Below are 20,685 nucleotides of genomic sequence, written 5' to 3' on the forward strand. Positions count from 1 at the left end.
ATTATAAAAAATCAGAGTTTTCACTCTGATTTTTGTGATTATTTCAAGTTTTGAACGACTTTGACTAGATTCTCTACCGTAAATCCGTACTCTGCTAATATTTTTGGTGCTGGGGCAGATGCTCCGAAAGTATCAATACCGAGAACTGCACCATCAAGACCAACATATTTGTACCAGTTTTGAGTTGCACCCATTTCGACTGCAACACGACGGCGAACTGCATTTGGAAGGATTTCTTCCTTGTATGCTGCATCTTGTTTATCAAAGACATCTGTAGATGGCATGCTGACTACGCGGACTTTTTCGCCTTGACTAGCCAATTCTTTGGCAGCTGCGACAGCTAGATTGACCTCTGAACCTGTCGCAATCAAGATTGTATCAAAGTCTGCTGCATTTTCATAGACAACATAGGCACCTTTCGCAACCTTGTCGAAGTCTGTTCCTTCTTCGACAGTCAAGTTTTGGCGTGTCAAGACAAGGGCAGTTGGTGTTTTCTCGCTTGTCACTGCAAGGTACCAAGCCGCTTGAGTTTCACGCGCATCTGCTGGGCGGAAAACATTCAGATTTGGCATAGCACGGAGACCTGCTAAGTGTTCAACTGGTTCGTGAGTTGGACCATCTTCACCAACTGCGATTGAATCGTGAGTAAAGACATAAGTCACAGGAAGTCCTTGCAAGGCTGACAAGCGAACAGCTGCTTTCACATAGTCAGAAAAGACGAAGAAAGTACCACCGTATACACGAAGTCCACCATGAAGGGCCATCCCGTTCAAGATCGTTCCCATTGCAAATTCACGAACACCAAACTGAATGTTACGGTTCAAGCGATTAGCATCGTCTTGAAGTCCATCCGTTTTGATGTAAGTCATGTTTGAGTGAGCGAGGTCAGCTGATCCACCTAGGAAAGTTGGCAACTTGGCAGCGACAACGTTCAAAGCATCTTGACTGGAATTACGAGTTGCTTGAGAGAAGCCATTTTCTAAGGCTGGGAAGTCTGCTGGAGTCACCTCAACTGGATCACGGCCGTCGATAATAGCTTCTACTTCTGCAGCCAGTTCTGGATGAGCCTCTTTATAATCAGCAACTAATTTAGTCCAAGCTTGATAAGCTGATGCGCCACGGTCTGCAACATTTTCCTTGAAATCAGCATAAACTTCAGCTGGGATTTCAAATGGTTCATAGTCCCAACCGAGGGCTTGACGAGTTGCTGCAGTTTCGTCTGCACCAAGAGGAGCACCGTGTACAGCATTGGTTCCTTGTTTGTTTGGAGAGCCATATCCAATCACAGTCTTCACTTCAATCAAAGATGGTTTGCCTGAAGCTTTGGCTGTTTCGATAGCAACATGGATTGCTTCCAAGTCTGTTCCATCTTCAACCAAGGCTGTATGCCAACCGTAGGCATTGTAACGGTCACGAACACTTTCTGTAAAGGAATCCTTTGTCTCACCATCCAAGTTGATGTCATTTGAATCATAAAGAACCACCAACTTGTCAAGTTTTTGCAAGCCTGCGTATGAAGCCGCCTCACTTGAGACACCTTCCATCAAGTCTCCGTCTCCGCAGATAACGTAAGTATAGTGGTCAAAGATATTGAAGCCTTCACGGTTATACTTCGCCGCAAGGAAACGTTCTGCTTGGGCAAAACCAGTGGCAGTAGAAATCCCTTGTCCTAGAGGACCGGTTGTAGCGTCAACCCCTGCTGTATGGCCAAATTCTGGGTGACCTGGCGTTTTGGAACCCCATTGGCGGAAGTTCTTGACTTCATCCATGCTAACATCTTCAAAACCAGAAAGGTGAAGAAGGGCATAAAGCAACATAGAGCCATGGCCTGCTGAGAGGATAAAACGGTCGCGGTTGATCCAGTTTGGTTGGGCTGGATTGATACGAAGTTGTTTTGTAAAGAGGCTATAGGCCATTGGAGCAGCCCCCATAACCACCCCTGGGTGACCTGAGTTTGCTTTGTTGATGGCGTCAATACCTAGAAAACGAATTGCATTAACAGATAGATTTGACATAGAATTTCCTTTCTCTTTGAGGTGATTAATGAATCACACATCCTATTTTACTATTATATGAAAAAATGTATAGAATAGCAATAAAACAATTTGCGTTCATCTAACACATTTGATTTGTCTATTCCCTCGTCACCTCATAGTAAGGGAGCAAACGCGTATAAGCATCTTCTAGCTCCTCCAATATCGCTTCTACTGACTGATTTTCAATGAGGGAAACATCTGACTTGACTAAGACTTTTCGGGCTTCCTGACTTTTCACCTTCTCGCGTAAAGTGCGACGGTTCTCCTCAGTAGCCTCCACCTTATGACTTTCCCCATTTGAGTAGACTAGATAATAAATTCCTTCTACCACTGGAAGTTCTAAAACCTTGGCTTGCTTGTCTAAAGTCTGTTCATCTTTCTTGCGCTCGATGAAGCTGACTTCTAAGGAAATCCCAAAATCTGAGGGTTTCCCATACAAACGCAGCGCCAACATGGGTTCTGTTACCTGCCCCTCTCTCTGTAGATAGGCCCAGAAATGCGGTCGCAAGCGCTGCGCTTGATTCATCCACTGACTAGTCTGTTGAAGTTGCCATTCTGGATGACTTGCTTGAAAGGTATTGGCAAGTTCTGTAAAAGACTTCCGAGCCTCCTGGCCTTTGTGGCGCAAATCCAACATCTTTTCTCTTTCATCGCCAGCTTTATCAGGATTACGGTACTGAACTCCTGCAAATGATAGGTATTCTCTAACTGCTTTCAGCATATCTGAATCTTTCCTTTCCTAGCAAAAAATCAGGTCAAGCCTGATTTTGTTTATTCTGTATCTACGACAACATAGCGATTTGGCTCATCACCCTCAGAATAACTGGTCACTCCATTCATGCGTGAAATAATGCGATGGATAATCTTGCGTTCGCTATTCGACATTGGATCTGTTTGCTGGCTACGACCTTCCTCCAATACGCGATTCGCTAATTTTTGAGCGTAGGTTTGCAAGACTTCTGCACGGTGTTCAACATAATCATTGACGTTAATCGTAATGTAGAAAGTTCTTGAATAGCGATTATAAAGGTAATTTTGCGCCAATAGTTGAAGAGCTTTCAAGACTTTTCCGTGATAGCCGATAATACGGCCTGGTTCATTCGTGTCAATTTGAAGATTGATGGTGCGGCGATTGTAGTCACTTGAAATCGTCCCTTCAACATCCATATCATCCACAATGGTTTGAACGTAGTTAGCTACTTCAGTTGCCACTTGTTCGATGTCATAACTTGGTTCTACTTTCAAGCCTAAATCTTCCAAAGATTGGCTTGTTGCTTCCTGCGTTTCAGTTTCTTTTTCTGGAGCAGATTCCACTTCCTCGGCAGTATCCTCTGGTTCCAAATCATTTAAAATTGAAATATGACCTGTTTCTTCCAAAATCGTGCTGGCATGTTTTTCATTTTTCAGGATTTCAGCCTTGACCTCTTCAGAAACACCTTGACCTTCTTCTTCAATCTTCTTAATCGCTTCAACTACATGCCCCAAATCAACAGTTGCTTCACTTACTGTTTTCACGGGTTCATTTTTTTCATTGACTTCTTTTGGAACCCCTTTAATGGCCTGCTGATTGGCTTTGATCACTGTCGTTTCACTAATCGCTTCGATATCAACTTGAGCCGGCTTCTTACCAAACAAGCCTAAGAACCCTTTTTTCTCTTTCGAAACGACCTTGATGTGGGCCTTCATTCTTGGAATGTCTAATTCTTTCAATCCTTTTTGGATTGCTTCTTCAACCGTTGAACCTGTAAATAATACCATTACAAGATTCCTCCTTATTTTTTCTTTTTCTGTGCTTTTTTCAAGGCTTTTCTCTTCTTACCTTCTAAATTTTTTTCTGCTTGCGCCACTGCTTCTCTTTCAGCAATAATCTTAAAAGGATTGTTCAAGAAATAGGTTTGCAGAACTTGATAAGCATTAGATACAGCCCAGTACAAGGCAACTCCACTAGGTGCAGAGATGGCAAAGATAAAGATCAGTACCGGCATACCATACATCATCCCTGTCGTAGCCCCACTTTTTTCGGACAAAGCTTTATTCGATAACCAGCTACTCGAGAAGGTAAAGACTGCTGCCAAAATCGGAAGGACAAAACTTGTATCTACTCCCCCCAAATTAATCCATAAAAAGTGACCTGTTTTCAAAAAGTCTACTCGACTCAAGGCTTGAAAGAGCGCCAAGAGAACCGGCATTTGTATTAAAATCGGCCAGAGCGAGGATGAATGCTTAATTCCTAACTCTCTATAGACCTTACGCATTTCCTGGTCTAGCTTGGTTCTACTTTCCATATCACGACCCGGATATTGCTCTCGCAAAGCCTTGATGCGCGGTTGAGCCTCTTGCATTTTTCTAGAGGCAACCATCTGTGTCTGAAAGACCGGTAATAGAATCGTCCGAATCAAGATTGTGAAGAGGATAATCCCCACTCCGATACTAATGTCAAAGGACAAAAAGCGGATAATTTCAGCAAAAAAATAGACGAATTTACTCCAAAAATCTGTCGAATCTGCTGTTATATCGCTAGCTGTACTATTTGTTGCACAGGCCGTCATGATAAACAAGGACAAGCCCAACAAACTAGTCAACTGTAGTTTCTTTTTCACTCCCATTTCCTTCCTGATAAATCTTTGATAACTTTAATACGTGGAGTAGATTTTTCTCCATCTCTGCATATTCCAAGGTTTCCACCCCTTTTCGGGCAATCACGACAAAATCGACATGCTCTACCAAACTCCCTTTTACACTTTGTAGAATGTGTCGGATTCGTCTCTTAATTTGATTTCTGGTAACTGCATTCCCCAGCTTTTTGCTGACGGACAGCCCTACTCGAAAATGGTTTTGCTGATTTTCCAATTGGTAGACAACAAATTTTCGATTGGCAAAACTCGTTCCGTCCTTGAAAATCGCCTTAAAATCTTTCTCTCTTTTTACACGAAAGCTTTTCTTCAAAACTCAACTCCATCTATTAAATTACTACTATTATACCATATTTTTTAAAAAAGCCAATAACAGCAAGGTTTTAGACATTTCCTACATAAAAAAAGCTGGAAAATCTCTTTCCCAACTTCTTTTCACAATCAAATTTTACGTGTATTTACTTATTTTTTCAAGCGCTCAACATCGCGTGCAATCACCAATTCTTCATCTGTTGGAATAACCAAGACACGGATTTTCGCTTCGTCCGTTGAGATGTCTCCCGTTACACCAAAGACGTTCTTTTCTGGATCCACATCACAACCAAACCAAGAGATACCTGAAATGACATCCTCACGGAAATTTGCTGCATTTTCACCGATACCTGCTGTGAAGATAATTGCATCTGCTCCATTTAGGACTGCAAGATATTGGCCAATATGTTTTTGGATACGATCAATATACATTTCATAAGCCAAAGTCGCATCATGGTCTCCCGCTTCCATAGCAGCAATCACATCACGCATATCGCTTGACTGACTAGAAACTCCCATGAGCCCTGATTCACGATTGAGAACGCGACTAATATCTTCAGGCGTGTTAAAGTCCTCTGTATATTGCATGAGATAAGGGATGATAGCAGGGTCAATATCTCCTGTACGAGTTCCCATCATCACACCGCCAAGTGGTGTGAATCCCATAGAAGTATCTACAGACTTCCCACCCTTAATAGCTGTGATAGAAGCCCCGTTACCAATATGGCAGGTAATCAATTTCAAATCTTCTAGAGGACGGCCCAAAAGTTTCGCTGCTTCTCCTGCGACAAACTGGTGGCTTGTCCCGTGGGCACCATATTTACGAACCTTGTTTTCTGTGTAGTATTTAGTTGGTAGAGGGTAGCGATAAGCCTTTTCTGGCATGGTTGTGTGGAATGAAGTATCGAATACAACAACACTGGTAATATCTGGAAGCAATTCCTTAAATGCACGAATTCCAGCTGCGTTGGCTGGATTGTGAAGAGGAGCCAAGAGTCCCAACTCCTCAACTTTTTCTATCACATCTCCCTCAACAACTGTTGATTCCTTGAAATATTCACCACCTGCAACGACGCGGTGTCCGACACCTGTAATCTCGTCGTACCCTTTGATGATGTCAAAACGAATCAAGTCATCCAATAAAATTTTAACGGCTTGTGTATGGTCTTCAATATCAAGAATTTGTTGCTCCGAACGACCGTCAAATTTTACTGTTGAAATTGAATCTTTCAATCCAATACGTTCAATCAAGCCTTTAGCCAAAACTTTCTCTTCAGGCATTTGATAAAGTTGCCATTTCAAGCTTGAGCTTCCTGCATTGATTGCAATTGTTTTTGTCATAAGATGATACCTCTTTTTAAGCGTTTTCATCTATTATAACAAAATCTCTTTTATATTTCAGTACCTTTGCTCCAATTTTGAAAATTTTCTTTAAAGGTCAACAAAACTGACGGATCTTGCAAGCTAGTAAGAGGGTAAACAAAGGGTTCTATTTCCTTGTCTCTTTTCTTCTGTAAGACAAAAATACTTTTAGCTTGGCTTGCAGTTGAGAAAATATCCTCCGGCAGAGCGATGATAGCAGCCAGACTCACTTCGTCTTTGAGCCACCCTTTTAATAAGTCACTTTGAGGACTGGTCAATAAATCACTCGGAGCTAGAAAAATAGCATAGCCATCTGACTTAAGGTACTTGAGGCCTTGTTCCATCAGCAAATGATGGGCATAGGTATGCTCTTGACTAGAAGACACTTGATAGCGCGAAGCGATGGCATCGTCTGGGTAATAGCCAACAGGCAAGTCACTGATGACCACGTCGCTTTCTTTAAGCATTTGCGGACGAACGGCGTCTCCTTGAACAAAACCAGCCTGCAAACCGATCACATCTGCCATACTAGCTGCCAAATCAATCAGCAAATCATCCACTTCTGTTCCCAAATAGTCCACCGTTTTATCAAGCGAGGTCAAGAAAGTAGCGCCTAGAATTCCCATCCCAGAACCCATTTCGAGAATAGTAATTTCCTCCTCTTTAAGCAATTCTTCCACAATAAACACCAAAAGTAAAGCAATGGCATCTGGTGTAAACTGGTGATTGGCCTGTAGGGGCTCTGTCTGCCCAGCCTTCATCAAGAGAAACTGGTAAGTCTTGAGCCATTCTTCTTTGCGAAGCGCTAAACGCTTAAGGGACTGATTGTTCTCCTTGACCTGATTTAGCTCAGTTTCACCATCCAGATAAATGCTGTTTTGCTCCACCAGGGCGTCATAAAAGTTGGTCGCCAAATCACTTTGGATGACTTGGACATTCTCTAGTAAATAGGTATAAGCTTGTTCAATTTTTTCAAAATCCATATTCCTATCTTATCAAATTTCCCTTCTTTTTTCCATCTTTATAGAAAAATCACTCCCTGACTAGGCGAGTGATTTTGGGGCTACTGTAAAAAAGAGTTCTGAGTAATTTCCTTGAAACAGGTCTTCAGCACTGTAAAGAATCTGACTATCAATGCTCGAAAAACCAAACTGGGCGAGCTTATTTTCCAGTTCAGTCAGCTCAAAGCCGTGGTGGTTGGTATCTGTCTTGACAAAATCAGCGATGAGGACTTGTCCCTTCTCCCTAAGGTGATGGTGAAACATGGCAAGAGTTGCATCTAGATCAGGCATATGATGAAGAACTCGACTGACAACAATCAGGTCAAATTGTTGCTCCAAAGGATTCACCAGTAAATCCTGTTCCAAAAACTGGATATTCTTGATGTCTTGTTGCTCTGCTTTCAAACGGGATTGCTCCAGCATTTTCTCCGAGATGTCTACAAGGGTAACCGATTGGGCTTGCTTAGCTAGAGGCAAGGCTAACAGACCCGTCCCACCACCAAAGTCCAGTATTTCCTTGTCTGATAGAAGAGCAATCTGTTTTTCAATTGCTTGACAAACCAAGTTTGCAAGAAAGATATTTTTGGGCGAATCAAAGGTTTCTGCTTTGTGATTAAAATCGTGTTTCATGCTTTTAGTGTAACACAAAGAAGTTGAATTGCCTAGGAATTGGCTTTCTTTTCTGCCTTATCTTCTGTTTTTTGTTGATTTTGTTCTGGGTTTGAATCAGTCACTACCTCTTCCTTTTTAGCTGTTTTCTTTTCTTGGGTTTTCATCGGAGGAAAGAGAAATTCATAGTTGCCCTTATTCATATGAACACTTATTTCAAAACCTGTTTTCGTATTTTGATAAGTAACTTTTCCCAGGTTAAAGACTCGTTCTCCACTTTCTTGCTCAGCCTTATCCTTACTTCGCTTGGCCATGGCAAAAGCGATCAACTTTTCTTTGTTTAGGGCAAAGTCTTTGTGATGAGCTACTTGCCGATTCAAATAAAACTGTAACAAAAGGCTAAAAATGGCTGCCATGGTGACTGCATATAAAAGAACGCCTGCCTTAACTTTTTGTTTTTTCCACACGATAGATGAACTCTCTTTCTAAGCCCTTTTGAAATTGGAAACGAAAGCGAACCAATTGATTTTCCTCTGTAATTTGAGCTGATTTGAGTCCATAAACCATAGGTTGGTAGCCCCTTCCGCTGGTATCCGTCTTTCGAAAATCATCCGATTTAGACTTCCCTATAGAGATATCCTTACCATCCTGTTTCATGTAGAGGCGATTGCCTTCCACCTTTTCAAACTGCGAACGCTCTAACTCTGCCTCCAGCTGGTCCACAAACAAGAGCCACTCCTTTTGCTCGCTTTGCTTCTGGTAACGAACTTCTGAAATGAGGAGCTGACTCATAGCTTGAAAAAGGAGCAAACCTCCGCTAATGACGATAAGGGCAATCAGCGATTCTAAAAGAGTGAAGGCTCTTACCTTACTGCTCTTTAAGATCGAGCAATTTCTCTGAACCATGGTAGACCTCCAATCCTTTTTCACTAGCAAATACCTGAATCTCAACTCCATTTATGTTTACCTGATTTTGCCCTGTTTGCAGAGCCATCTTCGCCACACGCAAGACTTCTTCCTTTTGCAAGATTTCTGCCTCTAACCGTCGATTTTGTTGGATTTGTCCCAAAAGAAGGGTCGCAATGCTGGCAAAGATAGCTAGAGCGACCAACGCTTCCAGTAAAATCACTGCCTTAATTTTTTGTTTCCTTAATGCGTTTAATTTTTCCATTTCCTAGATATAATTGATAGCGAATCGCTCCTTTGCTAGTCTGAAATTCAACCTTAGCCAGAGAGGAATTGCCCCCAGCTCGATCAAATATAATGCTTTGTCCTGATGGTCCCTGAATTCCTTTTGGAATTGTCAACTTTTGACTGCCATTGCTGATCGTCTGTCCATCTAAATTCAAGCTGGTCTTTTGCTGACTGGCTAGACTGCGTTTTTGCGTTTCCCGATAGAGTTCTTCAAACTCCATAAAGAAAATTTGCTCCTCCACCGCTGCAAAACTGGACTGAACTGAGCCGGACAAGCCCAAGGCAAGGATACTCACAAGTCCCAAAACAAGGAGACTTTCCAGCATAGTAAAGGCCTTAATCTGCAACAGTTTGACTTGTTTTTTGTTTTGCATGGTAGTCTTTATAAGCTTTGGCTTGCTCTGCTGTGATACGACCGTCCGCTTGTAATTTGCTGAGACTGGCATCATCATTTTTATCCAAACGATAAAGTTCTGCCTGGCTTTCCACAACCTTGACAACAGCAGCTTTTCCTTTATCATCTACGGCATCCTTTTGCTTGGTCAAATTGGGTACAAAGAGCAAGAGAAGAACGCTGATGATGAGCAAGACGACTAACATTTCTACCAAAGTGAAAGCTTTAACCTTAGCTTTTTTTAGTTTTATCATGAGTTTTTTCATTTTAAAAATTTACCTCCATATTTTGATACATGGGCAAAAGCATTGCCGCATAAAGTAAAACGATAATCAGGGCCACAAAGATAAAGACCAGTGGCTGCACCAAATTCATGGTGCGGTTGACTCGGGTAAAAAAGGATTCCCAAGTTTTTTCGGCATAGATTTCCAACTCGCTCCCCAGCTTGGACTTGACTTCCCCATACTCGATGATGAGACTCAACTCCTTTTTAAAGAAAGGATAGGTCGCTATGGTTTGAGAAAATTCACGGCCATTTTGCAGGGCTTGAGCCAAATCTTGACCGATTTCTTTAAAGAGCTGAGACCCCTGTTCCTGCATGATCTGAAAAATCTGCGTCAGCTCCATCCCCTGTGAAATCATATTGCCCCATTCACGCGCATAATAAGCTGTCAGATAGATCTGGACAAAGATTCCAAGAAAGGGAATCCGTGCTAACATAGAGAAGACCCGCATCTTGGAACTTCTTTTGTAGAAAGTGAGGGCTAAAAGTAGAGACAGAGAGCAAGCCAACACTAGTCCCAGAAAAATTTGTGGCAGATTGCCAATGATTTGGGTGGCGATATTGCTACTGTCCAGTTGAGGCAGCAAATAGTTCCTCAACCCCAGCATGATTAGCAGGAGAAATCCCAGCAAAATCAGGGGATAGGTCGCCACTTCGATTAATTTTTTCTTGACCTGGGCCAGATTGTCCAGATATTCTTCTATCTTTCCCAAACTCAGATGGAGATTTCCATGAACTTCAGCTAGAGATAATTGGGTCACAATGGCACTTGAAAAGCCCAAACTTTCCATCATTTCTGAGAAGGATTTCCCCTGAGACAAGCCTTGGTGCATCTGGGCTACATAATCCTTTTCCAGCAGGGCACTTCTGCCCAAGAAAGAAATAATTTCCACCAAATGAAAGCCACTGGAGAAGAGGTTGTTAAACAAGGTGATGATTTTCTTCTGCTTAGCTGTAGCTAATTTTTTCCGTTTCAGCCTGAATACTTGTGATATGTCCATCTTTAAGAAGCTGATCAATCTGCTCATTCCAGCTAGTTGGCCGGTGTTCTTGATAGTCTTTGTTTGCAAAGTCAACGATTCCTCCTCCCCCGATTAATCTCTGGTAGCAGACTCCTTGCAAGACAACTGCTAGTTCCTCCTCCGTCACACCCAACTCCAGAAGGCGTTCATAAACACCTCGGATACTCTTGGCATGAATGGTTGAAAAGACTGTCGCCCCTGTCAAACTGGCTCTAACTACTGCACGCGCCGTCTCGCTATCACGAATTTCACCGATAATCAGGAGGTCAGGACGATGCCGGAGAGACAGTTTGATGAGATTTTCATAGGTCAAGCCAATCGCCTCATTCAACTGCAACTGGAGCATGTCTTCCTGCTTGATTTCTACTGGGTCTTCGATAGACATAACTTGCTGCCCCTTAAACAGGGACTTGGCTAATTCGTGCATCAGAGTCGTCTTGCCACTGCCGACCGGACCTGCAAAGAGATAGAGGCCCCGTTGCCTGTACTGCCCACCCAGTTCGTTCATATCCTGAAACCAGAAATGTAGCTCCTGCTCCTCATCGTGCAACAAACGAATAACCAAACTCTCATGTCCCCGATAATCTCCCACGGTAGACAAACGCAGAGAAGACTTCTTCTCCCCATACTGATAATCGCAAGAGCCCAGCTGACTGCGCCTCTTCTCTCCTACGTTCATACCCGCCACAAACTTAAAATGACTAATCACAGCAGCTAAAACATCAAACTCATAGGAGTCAACTAGACACCGCTCGTCTCCAACCCGCATGTGAAGTTCATAGGACTTTTCCTTGGGGATAAAATAGATATCCTGAGCCTTCTTTTCTTTCGCAGTAGCAATAATTTTCTGTGCAATTTCTTGTACCATACCGCCCTCCTTATCTAACTATTCGCAAAAAAATAAAAAAAGCAACTTAAAAAGTTACTTTTTTATCTCCATTTCATACGGCAAGAACGGTGTTTTTCTTGACCTGTTTGTTTTTCATAACCTGGACGTAGCTTTTCATCGGGGATGACTTGCTCATCCTGTAAAAGTGCCAAAGAATGATACTGCTGCAAATACTCATTACACTCATCACACCAGCGTTTATCAGCAGGATCCCAAAAAATAGTCATCAAATCACTCCGACTCTTATAAAGAGGATTCTTCTTTTCCAGCTCAAACCAGCATGATTTATAATATTTTAGAGCATCATAATACTTGTCAAAAGATTGACTCATGATGACATCTTCTTCCCAACCTTCTATGAACCACCACGGTTCAAAGTCCCCATACATTTCTATAACACGATACATTCTTACTACTTCCTTTGTACCGTATATTATATCTAATTTTTTAATACAAGAAAAGGATTTTGCTTGTTTCCCACATTAGAAATTTCTTTAATCCTATTATTTTCATCTGATAATAAAAATAGGAGTCCCTTATTGACCCCTATTTTTTATCTTCTTAGGCTTGGTAACGTTTCACACCATCTAGATAGGTAGCTACCAATTCCAAATCTTTATCTAGCACGATAAAGTCAGCATCGTAGCCTTCACGGATTTGTCCACAGACATCATCAATGTGAACAGATTTTGCTGGGTTGAAGCTGGCCATCATGACTGCTTCATGCGGATTCGCAATGCCCCATTCGACAACATTCTTCAAACCATCTTTGAGTTTGAGGATAGAACCTGCCAAATTGCCTGTAGATTTGAGGCGTGCAGTTCCATTGGCAACAACTACCGGGAATTCTCCCAACATGTAGTCACCGTCTTCCAAGCCACCAGCTGTCATACAGTCTGTGATAAGGGCAATATTTTCAGTTCCTTTTTGTTTGAGCAAAATATCACAGGCCTTTGGATCTACGTGGTGACCGTCACAAATCAATTCTGCGTAAGTATGTGGCAATTCATACATGGCTCCCACCATACCGAGCTCACGGTGAGTCAACCCACGCATCCCATTGTAGGCATGTACCCAAACGCTTGCTCCAGCATCGACTGCTTTTTTAGCTTCATCAAAAGTCGCATTTGAGTGTCCAAGAGCAACAGTCACTCCTTCACCCGTAACTGTACGAACAAAGTCTTCTACACCTTCGCGTTCTGGCGCAAGGGCGATTTTATTGAGCAAGCCATTGGCAGCTTTTTGCCAAGCACGAAACTCATCCATACGAGGGTCTTTCATGTAGGCAGGGTTTTGGGCTCCCTTGTATTTCTCTGTGAAATAAGGCCCTTCAAAATAGATCCCACGAATCTTGGCTCCACTTGCTTCCTGGTAACGAGCACCGATATTTTCAGTTACCGCAAGCAACTGCTCGTAAGAGGAAGTCAACGTCGTTGGCAAGAAACTGGTGACTCCTGTGCTAAGTAGACCTTCACTCATAGTATGAAGGGTTCCTTCAATGTTATTATCCATGACATCCACACCGCCAAATCCATGAATGTGGGTATCCACAAGTCCTGGTGCAATGCTATAACCGGTATAGTCAATCACCTCAGCTCCTTCAGGAATCTGTTCTACATGTTTTCCAAACTTGCCATCCACAAGTTCTAAGTAACCGCCACGACGAACTCCGTGTGGGTAGAAAAACTGATCCGCTTTAATATAATTAGGCATAATGATAACCTCCTTGATAGATTGATTCTAGAATTTATTATGTCAATTACATTATAAACCTTTCTTTTTCATTTGTAAATGGTATAGACCTATTTTCTAGAGATATTTTAAAAGAGCTGGATATCTCCAACTCTTTGATTTTATTTTGATTTCACAGGTAGTTCTTGAGCGGCCTTAACAGCAGCTGCAATCGTCTCTGCGTAAAGTTTAGCACCTTCTTCAATCATGTTGCTATCATTTCCAAAGTGGACTTGGTCAGTTCCAGCCCAGATTTCAGGGTGTTCCTTAGCGACCTTATTCCAGTCAGCGATGCTCACATATGGATTCTTTTCAGCTAATTCTCTCGCATAAGCCGCATACTGCTCCACTGATGCATAAGTGTCCTTGCTCTTGTCTCCCTCATAAGGTGTCACCAGTATCAGATGGTGTCCTTTCGGTAGATTGTTCACGATGCTGTCCAAATCATTCTTATAGCCTTCAGGATTGTTGACCCCCGTTGCAATGACAACTGTTTTTAAAAGCGCCTTGTTCTGGCTATTATTGAGCATGATGTCATTGGCTTGCTTGGTCGTTCGACTAACCTGGGCATTGATATTTGCATCAGGAAGCACCTCTTTTAAGGCTGTATTGGCACGTAAAGTCACTGAATCCCCAATCAGACTCGTTCCCTCAGAAATTCCTAGGCGACTGACTTCAGCTTGTTCAGCAAGAGTCTTTGTTTGTCCTATATTGGTCTGAGCTTGCTTGAAACCATTGATCATCAAGTCTGTCTCAAAAGCTCCAACCTGAGGAGCTGCAGCTATGATAATCAAAGTAAGTAAGGAAAGGGCGCCCACAACACTAGCACTAATAGGTTTGATATGACGCAGTTTAGTGATTTTTCTAACTAAAGCGTTGGTCTTACCAGCAATCAATGGCTCAATAATATAGAAGGATAAGATAGCAAAGAAATAAGAAAAGATGATTGTCAGAATAACAGCAGGCAGATTACTCATCAGCTGAGAAAAGATAATATAAAAAGGCCAGTGGAAAAGATAAACCGCGTAGCTGGTATCCGCTAAAAATGTGATTATATGAGGTTCTCGTATCTCAGGCGTTTTCTCATGCAAAACACGCGCAGCAAAAATCATGGTCACGGCCGCTAAACTTGCCAGTAAGAAACCAAATAGATAAGCGAACAGGTAGGTAAACTTGACAAAGAAGGTCAAGAGTACTAATACCAAGAGACCTGCAGCAAACACCAGTAGATTCTGACGAAGATCCCACGTCCGATCAAACTGCTTAACTAAATCGCTCGTCTGACGAACACCCACAACCGTCGCCAAAATACTTCCTAAAAAGAAGGGATAGACATGGGTTAAACTTGAAAAGTAGACAGACGAATGAGAACCAGCCATTAGACTACCAATAAACATGGAGAAAAAGCTAATGATGAAAGCTCCCGCAGAAAGGAGAAATACCATCCCTCTCAATTGACTACTAGATTTTGAACGTTTCGATAAGAACCAAACCGCTAAGCCCCAAAGAATATAGTAGTGAACCTCAACAGCTAGACTCCAGTTGTGAACAAAGAGATGCGGAATGAACTGGGATTCGTAACTTCCCCCTGTTAACATCTCATAGAAGTTGGTCATAAAACCAAAAACTCCCGCAATCTGACCGCCAATTCCAGCAACATAGTCTTGGCGAACTAAGAGGGTAAAGGGCATGGTTACCAAAACCATCAGAACCACAGGTGGTACGATGCGGTAAAACCGCCTCTTAAAAAAGCCCAGTAAATCAATCTGGCGTTTTCTTCCAAATTCTTCTAAAAGGAGGGCAGTGATCAAAAATCCTGAAAAAGTGAAAAAGACATCTACCCCAAAGAAGCCTCCAGGAAAGATCGTTTGAAAGAAGTGGTACAAGAGCACCAAAAGTAAACCTGTAATCCTAATCAAGGAAAACCATTTAATACGCATACGAGTTTATTCCCCACTCAATTAGATCGTAAAAACATCTAATTTTCATTCCATAATACACCTTATTTTATCAAAAAAAGAAGAAAAATCCTAAGAGAAAACTTAGGATTTCAGTATTCTATTTTTACATTTTAGAAATTGCGTCCTGACTTGTTGTAGCCATATTTTTCCACAAAATACTCACGGAATTCCAAGAGATTGTCATCCATGATGGCTTGGCGAACCTGCTTCATCAGGTTGAGTAAAAAGTAGAGATTGTGGTAGCTAGTCAAGCGGATACCGAAGGTTTCGTCGGCCTTAAGCAGGTGACGAAGGTAGGCACGTGTGTAATTCTTACATGTATAGCAATCACACTCAGGATCCAATGGCGTAAAATCCTCAGCAAACTGGGCATTTTTGACAACCAAACGACCTTGACTGGTCATACAAGTTCCGTTACGAGCGATACGAGTCGGCAAGACACAGTCAAACATATCCACACCACGAATGACCCCATCAATCAAGCTATCTGGCGCTCCCACTCCCATCAAATAGCGAGGTTTGTTTTCTGGGAGAAGTTGGGTTGTGAAGTCCAAGACTGCATTCATCTCTTCGTGGGTTTCTCCTACCGCTAAACCACCGATAGAGTAGCCAGGGAAGTTCATGCTGACAAGGTCGTGAGCTGACTGACGGCGAAGATCTTCAAATCCTGCCCCCTGTACAATTCCAAACAAACCTTGGTCATGTGGACGACGGTGAGCCTTCAAACCACGTTCGGCCCAACGGCTGGTACGCTCGATTGATTTCTTAACGTAGTCGTAAGGTTGATAAAACTGAGGACATTCGTCAAAGGACATCATGATATCTGAGCCTAGATTATTCTGAATGGAGATAGCTTTTTCTGGCGATAGGAACATCTTGGAACCATTGAGATGGTTTTTAAAGGTTACGCCTTCTTCGGTGATATTTCGGCTATCTGCTAGGGAATAAACCTGGAAACCACCACTATCCGTCAAGATTGGCTGGTCCCAGTTCATAAATTTGTGGAGACCACCTGCACGTGCGATGAGTTCATCTCCAGGACGAAGCCAGAGATGATAAGTATTAGAGAGGATAATCCCTGATCCCATCTCCTTCAACTCCTCTGGCGACTGGGTTTTTACAGTAGCTTGGGTCCCAACCGGCATAAACATAGGTGTCGGGAAGGTGCCGTGAGGGGTGATGATTTCTCCCAGACGAGCTCCCGTGTGTTTTTCTTTCTTAATCAAACGGTATTTGATTGGTGAATCTGACATTTTCTACCTCCGAAGCTGGGAAAGACAGTCCCAGTTCATACTTTGTGCCCAAAGGCATACTGTATGATTTTATCAAAAAAACCAGGAACTGTCACGAACTATGGTATAATGAGAGAATGAAATACCCAAAAATTGATTTAAAAACCATTCGTCTGCAGACGAGGCAATTTCAGGCTGAAAATCCCCGCCTCTTTCTCGTCTATCTCTTACCTAGCATACTGGTTATCTTATCAGGCCTTCTCAACCCCTTGGCTCGTCTCCAAGAAAGTGTTTTAGAGCAATCCTTTTTCAGCATGCTGGCGCAAGTGCTCCAAGCCTATCTCTTCCCACTAGTGGTTTCTTTTATGAGCGCAATTTTTCTAGCAGGTGCTGCCTTTACGACACTCCGACTCCTCAAGGATCCTGATACGGAACTTTCAGTAAAATCAAGCCTGGCCCTCTTTGCTGAAGAGCGCTTCTCGCAAACCTTCCTAACTCTGCTCCTCAAACGTTTCTACCTCTTTTTATGGAGCATTCCAAACTTAGTAGGCGTTTATTTCCTCTTTTATAGCAATCTCTTGGCTCGTAGATTTGTTGCCCTACATCCTGAGTTTCCAAAACTAGACCTCTCATCCGTTGAAACGGAGCAATTCCTTCTGACCTTTGGACTCTACTTTTTCGCGAGCCTCATCTTGATGATTGTGGGCAATAGCCTCTATATCCCGCAACATTACGCCTACTCGCAGGTAGAATTCCTCCTCTGCGATACTCTAGATTTAGGGCAGGCTAAACCCAGTCAAATCCTGAAAACCAGCCGTTTCTTGATGAAAGGTTACAAATTCCAGCGCTTTGTCCTCGACTTACAACTACTTCCTTGGTACTTCCTCAATTGGATTACCTTTGGTATTGCTAGTTTTTCAATCTTACCCTATATCCAGAACAATCACATCTTCTTTTACCGAGCCCTCCTAGCCCGTAAACGTCGAAATGGATAAGAACCTACAAAACCCAGCGTCCTGAAAGACGCTGGGTTTCTTATTTCAAAAGCAAAATACTCAGCAAAGTCAAAATAGCGGGTCCACCTTGCTTCAGAATAATCTTCTTGTCTGCAGTTAGAGAACCGTAGGTCGCTACACCAAGCACAAATAAAACAAAGATGGTCACAATTTCCAAACTTTGCGAGAAATAAATCCCGTACAAGAGAAAGACACCTATTAAAGCATTATAAATCCCCTGATTTTTAAACAATGAACTCACTGAAGGACGAGCCAGTTCTTCCTTATCCACATTAAACACTCGACTAGTAGTATCTGATTGCGTAGCCACACTTTCCAAATAAAAAATGTAAAAATGCTCCAAGGCAACGATAGTTGCTAAAATAATTGTAAAAATAGACATATTCTTCTCCTTAAATTTCTATCTCTTCTAAGCCAGATATCAACTTTTCCAACAAGCGACTGAACTCTTCTCGCTCTCCTTTTGTAAGTACACTCTCCATCTGACTCTTTACGTTTATATGGTGTTGGGGAGAGTTGGTTATTAGTTGTTCTCTCGCAAAGTCTGTCGCTTCCACCAAAACCTCCCTCTGGTTTTCAGGATTCCGACGTCGATTAACCAAACCTTCCTTTTCCAAAATTTTAAAGTGCCTTGTCAAGGCAGCCTGATCAATCTTCAATCTATCCTGAACTGCTATTTGATTACACGGAGACTGATCGATTAAGAAACATAAGATTTGATAACGAGTCAGACTAATTCCCAATTGTCGTTCGAATAGTTGTGTCATAGACTGATCAGCCAACCGTAGTTGATACAGTAAATCTTGAATTGCTACCATAAATCTTTCTCCTTTAAAGTTGATTTATCAACAATTGACTTATCAAGTATAATGCAACCCAAAAAATAAATCAAGTAATATGCTTACATTCTCTTGAAATATTACTCACTTCCTCATATTTATCCCTTTTATCCTAAAAAATGACACACAAAAAAGAAGCGGGAACTCAATCAGTTCCCAACTTCCATTTTAATGATTAATTCATTGAAACGTGAACGTGGTCATAGTGATTTTCGGTTACGCTACCACGATCCGGCATTGGATTCCACGTGTAGGCTGGTCCATATTTACTATCGTATGGAGCGTAGAAACGTTGTTTCCAGATGATATAGTTGATACCACGGCTAGCCATATTTTGGACCGCATATTCTGCAATTTGATCTCCGAGTGCTGAACTCACTGGAACCATAAAGTCGATGGCCAAACCTTTTCCATGGTCGCCACTGTCTCCAGGACGGTAACCACTAAAGGATGTGATGCCAAACAAGTTGGCGATTTCTTCTTTAAAGGCTGCCGTTTGTGGTTGTAGACCAGCATTCTCAGACTTAGCTACAGCAAGTCCTGCATAATCAGGAGCTGCTGGAGCTGAATACGTTCTTGAAGGAGTTTGGCTTTGCTCTGCTTGATAAGTCGAAGTTGCAGTGTCAGAAGTTGCTGTTGATGCTGCTTCTTCTGCTGCACTTGTTCCTGTTGAATCAGCAGGCGTTTCAGTTGCTGGAGCAGCTGCTACTGGGGCTTCTGCTGGAGTTGTTGCTGCCGTTTCTTCGGTAGCTGGAGTCGCTGCTTGTGGAGCTTCTTCAACTGGACTAGTTGTTTCTGCTACTGGTGCTTCCGCTGGAGTCGTTTCAGCTGTTTCTTCAGCTACAGATGTTTCTGTAGATGGTGTCTCTTCAGCAACTGTCGCTGTCTCAGAAACTTCTGAACTTGGCGCTACTTCTGCTGGTTTTTCAGTCTCTGTTGCAGTTGGAGCTTCCTCAATTGGTTGAGAAAGGTCTTCTACTTGAACTGTTTGTTCATCGACTGTCACTTGATTCGTCGTCAAATCAGCTGTCGCAGTCGTCACTTCTTCACTAGCGTCTGCTTGAGGAGTTTGGATTTCAACTTCCGTTACCTCTTCTGCCTCATTGACAGTTGTAGTTAGGACAGTATCTGGGAAAATCAAGTCCATATTGGTGATTTTGTTCAAATTAGCAAGAACCGTCACATCTACTCCCAAAGCTTCTGCAATCGTGCTCAGGGTATCACCATACTGAACTGTGTAGCTGTTTTTGTTCTCGTTTTTCGTCACATCATTTTGGATTTGCTCAACGCTACGTGCTGTCCAAGAGATTTCTTGAGCTTTAGCTCCTAATGCGGGAGCAAGAGATAAGGCTACTGTTGAGGCTAAAATAATTCTTTTCTTCATTCGTTCATATTCCTTTCAAATGAGTACCTGTCTATCATAACACAAAAAAAGCAGAAAAAAAGCCCTCTCGGGCCTATTTAACAGAACTGTCTATTCCTTGTAACAAACTCGATTACTTGAAATAGTTTGTTAGGTTTCTGTCACAAAACTGACACAATCTTCTCGTCCCCAATCCTCAAAAATATGAGGAATATCTGCTAACTCTTGAATCATGTGATTCCCTTCATAAGACGACTCTAAAAAATTGATGCTTTGAAGGCCGCTATTCTGAGCAAATTCCACATCCAAAGTCCGGTCTCCTATATAGTAGGTGTTCTCAGGATCCAACTCATACTTGTCTAGCAGATAGGTCGCCGCTTGTGGACTGGGCTTGCGCGCAAAGCCACTCTGACTGGTTAAAATCTCTTTGAAATAGGATTCCAACCCCAAGTCTCTGAGAATGGTAAAAGCATTGTCCCCCTTATGAGTATAGACAAACTGCTGAATCCCTGCTTGGTCTGCCCAAGCTAGCACTTCACGCGCACCTGGCATCAAAACTACCTGAGGATTCTTCTCAGCCAGACTCTGGGCACGCACCTGATTGAGCACTTCCGCATCCAGGTTTCTCTCTTCTGCCACCTGCTCCAGCAAATCCTGCACAGAATACCTGAGGATAAACTCTCTCACTTTCTCCTTATCATAAGGAATAGAAAACTGAGCAAAGGTCTCCTCAATCCCTGATAAAATCGCTTCATAAGAGTCCAATAAAGTCCCGTCTAAATCCCAAATAAAAGCTGTTTTTTGCATT

At 42.4% G+C, this 20,685-nt stretch carries 24 protein-coding genes; 1 reads left to right on the forward strand and 23 read right to left on the reverse strand.

Annotated features, from left to right (window positions below):
• Positions 1-38 precede the first annotated feature (38 nt).
• The 19 genes from tkt to tgt all read right to left on the reverse strand — a co-directional run bounded on the left by tkt (position 39) and on the right by tgt (position 16,680).
• Entirely contained in the window at positions 39-2,015 is a 1,977-nt protein-coding gene (gene tkt / locus AC4ME5_RS09180) for a transketolase (protein WP_491800559.1), read from the reverse strand.
• A gap of 118 nt (positions 2,016-2,133) precedes the next feature.
• The gene (locus AC4ME5_RS09185; RefSeq protein WP_491800560.1) at positions 2,134-2,757 is read right to left on the reverse strand and encodes an HI_0552 family protein; all 624 of its coding nucleotides are present in this window, start codon (positions 2,755-2,757) and stop codon (positions 2,134-2,136) included.
• Positions 2,758-2,807: 50 nt separating this feature from the next.
• Complete coding sequence (gene jag, locus AC4ME5_RS09190) at positions 2,808-3,794, reverse strand: RNA-binding cell elongation regulator Jag/EloR (RefSeq protein WP_125841202.1); 987 nt, start codon at positions 3,792-3,794, stop codon at positions 2,808-2,810.
• A gap of 14 nt (positions 3,795-3,808) precedes the next feature.
• Positions 3,809-4,636, reverse strand: coding sequence for a membrane protein insertase YidC (locus AC4ME5_RS09195; protein ID WP_491800561.1), 828 nt, complete (start codon positions 4,634-4,636; stop codon positions 3,809-3,811).
• Positions 4,611-4,982: a ribonuclease P protein component gene (rnpA, locus tag AC4ME5_RS09200; protein WP_000748120.1), complete on the reverse strand. Its 372-nt coding sequence runs from the start codon at positions 4,980-4,982 to the stop codon at positions 4,611-4,613. The genes AC4ME5_RS09195 and rnpA overlap by 26 nt, the downstream gene beginning before the upstream one ends.
• 149 nt (positions 4,983-5,131) lie before the next feature.
• Entirely contained in the window at positions 5,132-6,322 is a 1,191-nt protein-coding gene (locus tag AC4ME5_RS09205; protein WP_491800562.1) for an acetate kinase, read from the reverse strand.
• A gap of 50 nt (positions 6,323-6,372) precedes the next feature.
• Positions 6,373-7,326 carry a class I SAM-dependent methyltransferase gene (locus AC4ME5_RS09210; RefSeq protein WP_491800563.1) on the reverse strand — a complete coding sequence of 318 codons (954 nt, stop codon included), beginning with the start codon at positions 7,324-7,326 and terminating at the stop codon, positions 6,373-6,375.
• A gap of 60 nt (positions 7,327-7,386) precedes the next feature.
• A complete protein-coding gene (locus AC4ME5_RS09215; RefSeq protein ID WP_491800564.1) occupies positions 7,387-7,974 on the reverse strand; it encodes a class I SAM-dependent methyltransferase in 588 nt (195 codons plus the stop codon).
• Positions 7,975-8,006: 32 nt separating this feature from the next.
• On the reverse strand, positions 8,007-8,420 hold the full coding sequence (gene comGG, locus AC4ME5_RS09220; protein ID WP_491800565.1) for a competence type IV pilus minor pilin ComGG: 414 nt from the start codon (positions 8,418-8,420) through the stop codon (positions 8,007-8,009).
• Positions 8,398-8,859: a competence type IV pilus minor pilin ComGF gene (comGF, locus tag AC4ME5_RS09225; RefSeq protein WP_084912015.1), complete on the reverse strand. Its 462-nt coding sequence runs from the start codon at positions 8,857-8,859 to the stop codon at positions 8,398-8,400. The genes comGG and comGF overlap by 23 nt, the downstream gene beginning before the upstream one ends.
• A complete protein-coding gene (gene comGE / locus AC4ME5_RS09230; protein ID WP_167266658.1) occupies positions 8,822-9,124 on the reverse strand; it encodes a competence type IV pilus minor pilin ComGE in 303 nt (100 codons plus the stop codon). Before comGE ends, comGF begins: the two co-directional genes overlap by 38 nt.
• Entirely contained in the window at positions 9,087-9,521 is a 435-nt protein-coding gene (comGD, locus tag AC4ME5_RS09235; protein WP_250315697.1) for a competence type IV pilus minor pilin ComGD, read from the reverse strand. The genes comGE and comGD overlap by 38 nt, the downstream gene beginning before the upstream one ends.
• Positions 9,484-9,807, reverse strand: a complete 324-nt coding sequence (comGC, locus tag AC4ME5_RS09240) for a competence type IV pilus major pilin ComGC (protein WP_009730778.1) — start codon at positions 9,805-9,807, stop codon at positions 9,484-9,486. Before comGC ends, comGD begins: the two co-directional genes overlap by 38 nt.
• Position 9,808: 1 nt before the next feature.
• Positions 9,809-10,825: a competence type IV pilus assembly protein ComGB gene (comGB, locus tag AC4ME5_RS09245; RefSeq protein ID WP_491800576.1), complete on the reverse strand. Its 1,017-nt coding sequence runs from the start codon at positions 10,823-10,825 to the stop codon at positions 9,809-9,811.
• Complete coding sequence (gene comGA / locus AC4ME5_RS09250; protein WP_491800566.1) at positions 10,773-11,714, reverse strand: competence type IV pilus ATPase ComGA; 942 nt, start codon at positions 11,712-11,714, stop codon at positions 10,773-10,775. Before comGA ends, comGB begins: the two co-directional genes overlap by 53 nt.
• A 62-nt stretch (positions 11,715-11,776) precedes the next feature.
• Positions 11,777-12,142, reverse strand: coding sequence for a DUF1033 family protein (locus AC4ME5_RS09255; RefSeq protein WP_000286397.1), 366 nt, complete (start codon positions 12,140-12,142; stop codon positions 11,777-11,779).
• Positions 12,143-12,296: 154 nt separating this feature from the next.
• Positions 12,297-13,448, reverse strand: a complete 1,152-nt coding sequence (gene nagA, locus AC4ME5_RS09260) for an N-acetylglucosamine-6-phosphate deacetylase (RefSeq protein ID WP_001134445.1) — start codon at positions 13,446-13,448, stop codon at positions 12,297-12,299.
• Between the two features lie 140 nt (positions 13,449-13,588).
• A complete protein-coding gene (locus tag AC4ME5_RS09265) occupies positions 13,589-15,406 on the reverse strand; it encodes an acyltransferase family protein (RefSeq protein WP_491800567.1) in 1,818 nt (605 codons plus the stop codon).
• A gap of 131 nt (positions 15,407-15,537) precedes the next feature.
• Entirely contained in the window at positions 15,538-16,680 is a 1,143-nt protein-coding gene (gene tgt, locus AC4ME5_RS09270) for a tRNA guanosine(34) transglycosylase Tgt (protein WP_001285244.1), read from the reverse strand.
• Between the two features lie 116 nt (positions 16,681-16,796).
• On the opposite strand from tgt, the gene AC4ME5_RS09275 reads away from it, so the two are divergent.
• Positions 16,797-17,654: a DUF975 family protein gene (locus AC4ME5_RS09275; protein ID WP_491800568.1), complete on the forward strand. Its 858-nt coding sequence runs from the start codon at positions 16,797-16,799 to the stop codon at positions 17,652-17,654.
• Between the two features lie 40 nt (positions 17,655-17,694).
• On the opposite strand, the gene AC4ME5_RS09280 is transcribed toward AC4ME5_RS09275, so the two are convergent.
• The 4 genes from AC4ME5_RS09280 to AC4ME5_RS09295 form a co-directional block, all read right to left on the reverse strand.
• The gene (locus AC4ME5_RS09280) at positions 17,695-18,057 is read right to left on the reverse strand and encodes a DUF1304 domain-containing protein (RefSeq protein ID WP_491800569.1); all 363 of its coding nucleotides are present in this window, start codon (positions 18,055-18,057) and stop codon (positions 17,695-17,697) included.
• 10 nt (positions 18,058-18,067) lie between these two features.
• Positions 18,068-18,493, reverse strand: coding sequence for a MarR family winged helix-turn-helix transcriptional regulator (locus AC4ME5_RS09285; RefSeq protein ID WP_491800570.1), 426 nt, complete (start codon positions 18,491-18,493; stop codon positions 18,068-18,070).
• 196 nt (positions 18,494-18,689) lie between these two features.
• Positions 18,690-19,898, reverse strand: a complete 1,209-nt coding sequence (locus tag AC4ME5_RS09290) for a LysM peptidoglycan-binding domain-containing protein (RefSeq protein WP_491800571.1) — start codon at positions 19,896-19,898, stop codon at positions 18,690-18,692.
• A 129-nt stretch (positions 19,899-20,027) separates the two neighbouring features.
• On the reverse strand, positions 20,028-20,684 hold the full coding sequence (locus tag AC4ME5_RS09295; RefSeq protein WP_491800572.1) for an HAD family hydrolase: 657 nt from the start codon (positions 20,682-20,684) through the stop codon (positions 20,028-20,030).
• Between the last annotated feature and the right edge of the window lies 1 nt (position 20,685).

Source organism: Streptococcus sp. A69 (assembly GCF_058556195.1).

Coding starts and splice junctions, on each gene's coding strand:
- AC4ME5_RS09275 (WP_491800568.1), top strand. CDS start 16,797: ATGAAATACCCAAAAATTGATTTAAAAACCATTCGTCTGCAGACGAGG.
- AC4ME5_RS09295 (WP_491800572.1), bottom strand. CDS start 20,684: ATGCAAAAAACAGCTTTTATTTGGGATTTAGACGGGACTTTATTGGAC.
- comGD (WP_250315697.1), bottom strand. CDS start 9,521: ATGCAAAACAAAAAACAAGTCAAACTGTTGCAGATTAAGGCCTTTACT.
- AC4ME5_RS09265 (WP_491800567.1), bottom strand. CDS start 15,406: ATGCGTATTAAATGGTTTTCCTTGATTAGGATTACAGGTTTACTTTTG.
- AC4ME5_RS09255 (WP_000286397.1), bottom strand. CDS start 12,142: ATGTATCGTGTTATAGAAATGTATGGGGACTTTGAACCGTGGTGGTTC.
- AC4ME5_RS09185 (WP_491800560.1), bottom strand. CDS start 2,757: ATGCTGAAAGCAGTTAGAGAATACCTATCATTTGCAGGAGTTCAGTAC.
- comGE (WP_167266658.1), bottom strand. CDS start 9,124: ATGGAAAAATTAAACGCATTAAGGAAACAAAAAATTAAGGCAGTGATT.
- comGF (WP_084912015.1), bottom strand. CDS start 8,859: ATGGTTCAGAGAAATTGCTCGATCTTAAAGAGCAGTAAGGTAAGAGCC.
- AC4ME5_RS09210 (WP_491800563.1), bottom strand. CDS start 7,326: ATGGATTTTGAAAAAATTGAACAAGCTTATACCTATTTACTAGAGAAT.
- comGA (WP_491800566.1), bottom strand. CDS start 11,714: ATGGTACAAGAAATTGCACAGAAAATTATTGCTACTGCGAAAGAAAAG.
- AC4ME5_RS09215 (WP_491800564.1), bottom strand. CDS start 7,974: ATGAAACACGATTTTAATCACAAAGCAGAAACCTTTGATTCGCCCAAA.
- tkt (WP_491800559.1), bottom strand. CDS start 2,015: ATGTCAAATCTATCTGTTAATGCAATTCGTTTTCTAGGTATTGACGCC.
- tgt (WP_001285244.1), bottom strand. CDS start 16,680: ATGTCAGATTCACCAATCAAATACCGTTTGATTAAGAAAGAAAAACAC.
- AC4ME5_RS09290 (WP_491800571.1), bottom strand. CDS start 19,898: ATGAAGAAAAGAATTATTTTAGCCTCAACAGTAGCCTTATCTCTTGCT.
- comGC (WP_009730778.1), bottom strand. CDS start 9,807: ATGAAAAAACTCATGATAAAACTAAAAAAAGCTAAGGTTAAAGCTTTC.
- nagA (WP_001134445.1), bottom strand. CDS start 13,448: ATGCCTAATTATATTAAAGCGGATCAGTTTTTCTACCCACACGGAGTT.
- AC4ME5_RS09280 (WP_491800569.1), bottom strand. CDS start 18,057: ATGTCTATTTTTACAATTATTTTAGCAACTATCGTTGCCTTGGAGCAT.
- jag (WP_125841202.1), bottom strand. CDS start 3,794: ATGGTATTATTTACAGGTTCAACGGTTGAAGAAGCAATCCAAAAAGGA.
- AC4ME5_RS09205 (WP_491800562.1), bottom strand. CDS start 6,322: ATGACAAAAACAATTGCAATCAATGCAGGAAGCTCAAGCTTGAAATGG.
- AC4ME5_RS09285 (WP_491800570.1), bottom strand. CDS start 18,493: ATGGTAGCAATTCAAGATTTACTGTATCAACTACGGTTGGCTGATCAG.
- comGB (WP_491800576.1), bottom strand. CDS start 10,825: ATGGACATATCACAAGTATTCAGGCTGAAACGGAAAAAATTAGCTACA.